7 protein-coding genes are annotated in these 5680 nt (G+C 59.4%); 3 read left to right on the forward strand and 4 right to left on the reverse strand.

Annotated features, from left to right (window positions below):
* Positions 1–380, reverse strand: a 380-nt coding sequence (locus H1Y01_RS05215; protein ID WP_180539211.1) for a hypothetical protein, incomplete at its 3' end; no start/stop codon positions are given.
* 143 nt (positions 381–523) lie between these two features.
* On the opposite strand from H1Y01_RS05215, the gene H1Y01_RS05220 reads away from it, so the two are divergent.
* Positions 524–967, forward strand: coding sequence for a cupin domain-containing protein (locus H1Y01_RS05220; RefSeq protein WP_219341291.1), 444 nt, complete (start codon positions 524–526; stop codon positions 965–967).
* 1 nt (position 968) lies between these two features.
* On the opposite strand, the gene H1Y01_RS05225 is transcribed toward H1Y01_RS05220, so the two are convergent.
* The 3 genes from H1Y01_RS05225 to H1Y01_RS05235 are packed head-to-tail and all read right to left on the reverse strand — an operon-like array spanning position 969 to position 4065.
* Entirely contained in the window at positions 969–2489 is a 1521-nt protein-coding gene (locus H1Y01_RS05225) for a cryptochrome/photolyase family protein (RefSeq protein ID WP_180539213.1), read from the reverse strand.
* Positions 2489–3235 carry a phosphatidate cytidylyltransferase gene (locus H1Y01_RS05230; protein WP_180539215.1) on the reverse strand — a complete coding sequence of 249 codons (747 nt, stop codon included), beginning with the start codon at positions 3233–3235 and terminating at the stop codon, positions 2489–2491. The genes H1Y01_RS05225 and H1Y01_RS05230 overlap by 1 nt, the downstream gene beginning before the upstream one ends.
* The gene (locus H1Y01_RS05235; protein WP_180539216.1) at positions 3232–4065 is read right to left on the reverse strand and encodes an isoprenyl transferase; all 834 of its coding nucleotides are present in this window, start codon (positions 4063–4065) and stop codon (positions 3232–3234) included. Before H1Y01_RS05235 ends, H1Y01_RS05230 begins: the two co-directional genes overlap by 4 nt.
* Positions 4066–4098: 33 nt before the next feature.
* Here H1Y01_RS05235 and H1Y01_RS05240 point away from each other — a divergent pair, with 33 nt between their 5' ends.
* Both H1Y01_RS05240 and H1Y01_RS05245 read left to right on the forward strand, forming a co-directional pair.
* The gene (locus tag H1Y01_RS05240; protein ID WP_219341292.1) at positions 4099–4827 is read left to right on the forward strand and encodes an SDR family NAD(P)-dependent oxidoreductase; all 729 of its coding nucleotides are present in this window, start codon (positions 4099–4101) and stop codon (positions 4825–4827) included.
* Positions 4824–5483, forward strand: a complete 660-nt coding sequence (locus H1Y01_RS05245; protein ID WP_180539220.1) for a class I SAM-dependent methyltransferase — start codon at positions 4824–4826, stop codon at positions 5481–5483. Before H1Y01_RS05240 ends, H1Y01_RS05245 begins: the two co-directional genes overlap by 4 nt.
* Positions 5484–5680: the final 197 nt, after the last annotated feature.

Genomic DNA, 5680 nt, shown 5'->3' on the forward strand with positions numbered 1-5680 from the left:
AAGATCCCCGGTCCCATCTCAATGGTACGCGGAAGAAGATCAAAAACGGCGGCGGGGGTCCATTCCGCGCCTTCGCGGGTAGTCAGACCGGCGCGGTTCAACTCAGCGGCGGCGTGCGACAGGGGCCGGTCGTCTACGATACTGCTCATAATCGACATGAGCACGCGCCGCTCTTCGGGATTTTCTTCAAGGTGCATGCCATCGGAGCTGACCCGTAACCCGTAAGGTAGTTCGACCGCCGGCGTTCTGACCGGCTGCGCGGGCCGCGAGATTTCACGCTGCCATTCGAGAGCCACCAGAGACCAACCAGCCGCCGCGCGCTTCACTAGTTCGTCCAGGCTCGGTAGTCCACTTACCGTTTGCCGTTCTCGTTCGTACATGGTCCGACCCTCCGGATGCACCTAGGCGGCAAGTTAGTGACCATCGTAAAGCGTTTCCTTTCAGTGCTCCCGATGCAGCCGGTGTCCGGTTTCGAGCAGTTGGTGTCCCGGTAAGCGACGCCGCGCAGTGATAGCATGGCTGCGTGACTCGCCGCGAATTATCCACGATGCTTGCCGCGCTCGGGAGCTTTGGTACAGCTCTAGCCGATGAACCGGCTTCCGGACATTCGAGGGTCTACGCATTTGATGCCCTGCCGGTGACTTACTCGTCCGGGGGCGCGGCCACTCGCCCGGTCATGAAGGGCAAGCTACCGACCGGAGAAGCTGTGGAACTGCATGAGACAACTCTGGCGCCGGGCCAAATGCCTCATCCCGCGCATCGTCACGTGCACACCGAATTTATGCTGATTCGCGAAGGATCACTCGAATTCATCCTGGACGGAAAGTCCGAGCGGCTGGGTCCGGGCGGCGTCGCTTATGCGGCATCGGGAGAGTTACACGGATTAAAGAACGTTGGGACCACGCCGGCTAATTACTTCGTGATCGCGATCGGCAGCGACCCGTCAAGCGCGAACAGCAGCAAGTAAGTCATGTAGTCTGCGCCCCAAGAGTACGGCGCAGATCGGCCGCCTGCGTCTTGATCCGGCTCTTCTCCGAAGAGGATAGCCGATCCGCATTTCGAATCTGCATCAACGTCCGCGGATTCGCTCGCAGCATCGTCTCATGCCTCAGGAGAAACTCCCAGTAGAGCGTAGTAAACGGGCACGCATTCTCCCCCGTAGACTTCGCCGGATCATACCGGCAGTGCCCGCAGTAATTACTCATCCGCTGGATATACTTGCCGCTGGCGATATATGGCTTCGATCCCATCACGCCGCCATCGGCATATTGCGATAGACCCAGCGTGTTTGGCGACTCAACCCACTCCACCGCATCGTAATAGATGGCCAGATACCAAAGGTGCACCTGCTTCGGCTCGACCCCGAACAACAAAGCAAACAACCCCGTCACCATGAGTCGTTGAATGTGGTGCGCGTACCCGTAACGCAAGGTCTGCCCAAGCGCCTGGCGCATGCACTCCATATCCGTCTTGCCGTCCCAGTAGAACCGCGGTAGCGGTTCATGCGCATCCAGATGGTTTCGCTCCAGATACTCCGGCATGAAGCGCCAATAGATACCTCGAACATACTCGCGCCATCCGAGTATCTGCCGTATGTATCCTTCAACGGCTTCAATTGGCGCGTGACCATCGTGATAGGCCTGCTCGGCCGCGCTGACCGCATCGCGCGGATTGAGCAGTTTCAGATTCATCAACGCGGAGAGGCGCGAATGGTAGAGCACCGGCTCATCGGTCCACATCGCGTCCTGATACATGCCGAAGAAGGGAAGGGAATTGGACACGAAGTCTTGCAGCGCACGCTGCGCATCGGCGGCAGTAACCGGAAAGTCGAAGTTATCGAGGGTTCCGGGATGGTCCGCAAAGGTCGTGTTCACCATTGCGATTACTTCGGAAGTGATCGCGTCAGACGCAAACGTTAGTGGCTTCGGAAGGAATCCTGGGCCGGCTTTGCCAAAGCTGCCCCGGTTCTCCACGTCGAAGTTCCACTTCCCGCCAACCGGTTCCCCGCGTTCCAACAGAACCTTGTGCCGTGCCCGCAGCTGACGATAGAAAAACTCAAGCCGCAATTGCTTCTTAGCGTGCGCCCATTCGCCGAACTCTTCCGTGCTGCAGTAGAAATGACGATCCGGACGGAACTCCGCAATCGGCCGCAAGCTCTCCGCAACGCGCCACTCACCCGGCTCGACTACGATGACCTTAGCCGGCCGCAAACGCTCTATCGTTGCTCGAAGCTCAGCCGCAAAGGATCCGCGATTGGCAGGATCATCCATCAGCCGATAGATGACCTGGATGTTCTCAGCGCGCAACTCAGCGGCGAAGTGCCGCATCGCGCTCAGGAACAACGCGATGCGCACCTTGTGGCTCCATGCGTGGGTTGCCTCTTCGCGCACTTCCGCCATCCAGACCGCATCCACCGCGCGATCGAAGCCATCGAACGCGACGGACTTTCGATCCAGCTGATCCCCCAATACGAGCACCAGATTGCGCATCAAAAAGAGAGGAGCAAATAGATAACGGGCAGAGTGAATAACGTGCTGTCCATTCGATCCAGAAACCCGCCGTGTCCCGGCAACAACGTGCCGCTGTCTTTAACGCCCGCGCCGCGCTTCAATGCCGATTCCGCTAGATCTCCGAGCTGCCCGGCCATATTTCCAATCAAACCGAACCATGCCGCGAACCAGGGAGAGATCAAGATCACCTGCGGCATAACTAAAGCCGTGACGACCGTTGCCAAAACGAGCGAAGCAATCGCCCCTTCCCAGCTCTTCCCCGGGCTGATGCGCGGCGCTAACTTGTGGCGTCCGAACTTACGGCCGACATAGTAAGCTCCGGAATCGCCCACCCAGTTCAGCGCGAGCGCGAAGAACAGATACCACGCGTTCCGTTGTCCCAGCAAGTATCCGGCCCGCATCCCGCCGTATATGTAAAAGATGCCGAGGAACATCGCCGCAGCGCTAATAAATCCGGCCTTGAGATCGACCGAACGGAACGGAAGCACAAGCGCGACGGCAGCCAGAATAAACAGCCCCGGTTCGAACGGCATCAGTATGAGTGCAACGCCCGCGATCAGTCCGACCGCGCGGGCAAGCGGTTCAAGGCCGACGATGGAACAGTATTCAATCCACGCCAGAATCGCGAAGATCTCGGTGACCCCCGCCAGCAGCCATGTTCTTCCGCCGAAGACTCCGAACAGGACCGCGGGAATCAGTACCGCTGCCGTCAGCAGTCGCTTCATTGCGAGGAGACGGCTGTCTCCTCAATCCACTCCGTTGGCGTGAATACGGGCGCAGGTTCACTCAATCCGCCAAAGCGGCGCTCGCGCTTCTGGAACTCGGCGAACGCTCGCAGAAGTTCACGGCGATCGAAGTCCGGCCAGAATGTCTCGGTAACGTAAAGCTCGGAATACGCGATCTGCCACAGCAGGAAGTTGCTGATGCGCATCTCGCCCGACGTCCGGATCAGCAGATCGGGATCCGGCAGTCCCGCGGTATAAAGGTTCGCTGCGAGCGTGTCTTCATCGAGGCGCAACGAGCCCAGCGTTCCATTCAACCGCGCTTCGTCGATAGCCATGTTCACGGCATCCACCAGCTCCGCGCGTCCGCTGTAATTGATTGCCAGATTGAGCCGCATGCCGCCGTTCTCGCGCGTGCGATCCTCCGAGTAACTAATCTCATCGCGGACTTTCGCGGGAAGATCTTCCGTCCTGCCAATCACGCGCAGCACAATTCCGTTGCGGTTCAGTTCCGGCAGCTCACGGCGCAGATAAAAGCGCAGCAGCCGCCACAAAGTGTCCACTTCCGCGCGTGGACGCTTCCAGTTCTCGGTTGAAAACGCGTAGAGCGTCAAGGCGCCGACGCCGAGCTGCGCGCACGATTCCACGCATTCGCGGACGGACGTAACTCCGGCGCGATGACCGGCGATGCGCGGCAATCCGCGGCGGTTGGCCCACCGTCCGTTACCGTCCATGATGATCGCTACATGCGCGGGAATTTGTCGAGCGTCGAGGAGCTCCACCAGGTCTCGCGTTTCGCGATCGCACGCGAGCCAGTCAGCCGGAACTTTCATGCACGAATCACTTTATGTTACAACGCGAGTTGGTTGCTTCAACGCATGGCACTCGCCGGACTTGAAATCATCGTTGCCGGCGGAACCGGCGGCATTGGCTCGGTTGTGACGCGCGCGTTAGCCGGTGAAGGCGCAAACGTGACGGCCACTTATCGCTCGAACGCGGACCGCGCAAATCAACTCGCCGGTATCGCGAATGTCGTTCAGGCGGACCTGGCGATCGGCACCGATCGCGCACGCTTGCTCGCGAGCGCGGGCCAACTCTACGGGTTGGTGGTCTTGACGGGGGACCCGGCGCGCACATCGCGTGAAGAACCGCTGGAGCAAACGATGCATCGCTCGCATGACGCGAACTATCTCGGCCCGATCCTGCTCGCGCGCGAATCAGCAGCGCGGATGCGCGAGCAGAACATACCCGGATCGATCGTTCTCACCGCGACGATGCAAGCCATCGCGCTGTTCCCCAATTCGAGCGTTTATGCGGCTCAGAAAGCCGCGCTCATTCACGCGGCGCGCATCCTCGCCAAAGAGAACCGGGGAACCACCGGCATTCGCGTCAATGTAATCAGCCCCGGCATCATCGCCGCGGGCATGGCAAAGGCCAGCATCGAATCCGGCAAGTACAACAGGTTTACGGAAGAGCACACCATCGAGCGTTTTGGGCGCCCCGAAGATATCGCGCGCGGCATCAGATTATTCTTGGAACCCGACAACTACATCACCGGCCAAGTCCTCGCCATCGACGGAGGCATCACCTTATGAAGTTGTTACTCTGCTGTGTCCTGGCGACTCTCGCCTGCGCGCAGGATCAACATCCCATCACGAAGCGTCAGATCGCGCCGGTTATGGGCGAGGGCGGCGCGGACTGGCTCACGCGCCCGGAACGCGAAGCCGAAGAGCATCCCGAAGCGGCGCTCCAAGAGATCGGAATCCCGAAAGGCGCAACGGTAGCGGATATCGGAGCAGGCGTTGGTTTCTACACGCTGCGGTTAGCCCGGCGTGTCGGTCCCACGGGTACTGTCTACGCCAACGACATCCAACCCGGCATGCTGGATCGGCTGAAGGAACGCGTAGAAGCCGCCGGCGTGAAGAACGTAATCCCGGTGCTCGGTACTGTCAGCGATCCGAAGCTTCCCGCCAACGCGATCGATCTGGAGCTACTGGTCGACGTCTATCACGAATTCTCCGAACCCGAGAAGATGGTGCGCAAGCTTCGCGAAGCACTCAAGCCGGACGGCCGTATGGTCCTGTTAGAGTTTCGCGGCGAGGATAAAGATCTTCCGATACAGCCTTTGCATAAGATGACCGTGGCTCAAGTACGAGGTGAGATCGAGCCGGAAGGTTTTCGTCTGGCGAAGCGCAGTGAGATCCTACCTCGTCAACATATCCTGATCTTTACGAAGAAGGCAATGCCTTAGCCTTACGCAGGTAGTCGCCCGGCTTAAACATACGAGTCGCGGCACCGGGCCTCGAAACCTCGATGGTCCGCGCTTTAGGATCGACGAGCCAAACTCCCGGGTGCAGCAAGAGGAAAAGCGGACACGCTCTTGCGGTTATTTTCTTCCGGCCGGTTCGATGGCGAGAGTGTTTCCGGGAGTATTTTCAATGATCAGCG

It is taken from the genome of Nevskia soli, assembly GCF_903970205.1.
Taxonomy (GTDB): Bacteria; Acidobacteriota; Terriglobia; order Bryobacterales; family Bryobacteraceae; genus Bog-113.

Bases quoted from the DNA above. Each gene is read 5' to 3' on its own strand.
- H1Y01_RS05235 (WP_180539216.1), bottom strand. From the start codon at position 4,065: ATGAAAGTTCCGGCTGACTGGCTCGCGTGCGATCGCGAAACGCGAGAC.
- H1Y01_RS05230 (WP_180539215.1), bottom strand. From the start codon at position 3,235: ATGAAGCGACTGCTGACGGCAGCGGTACTGATTCCCGCGGTCCTGTTC.
- H1Y01_RS05225 (WP_180539213.1), bottom strand. From the start codon at position 2,489: ATGCGCAATCTGGTGCTCGTATTGGGGGATCAGCTGGATCGAAAGTCC.
- H1Y01_RS05245 (WP_180539220.1), top strand. From the start codon at position 4,824: ATGAAGTTGTTACTCTGCTGTGTCCTGGCGACTCTCGCCTGCGCGCAG.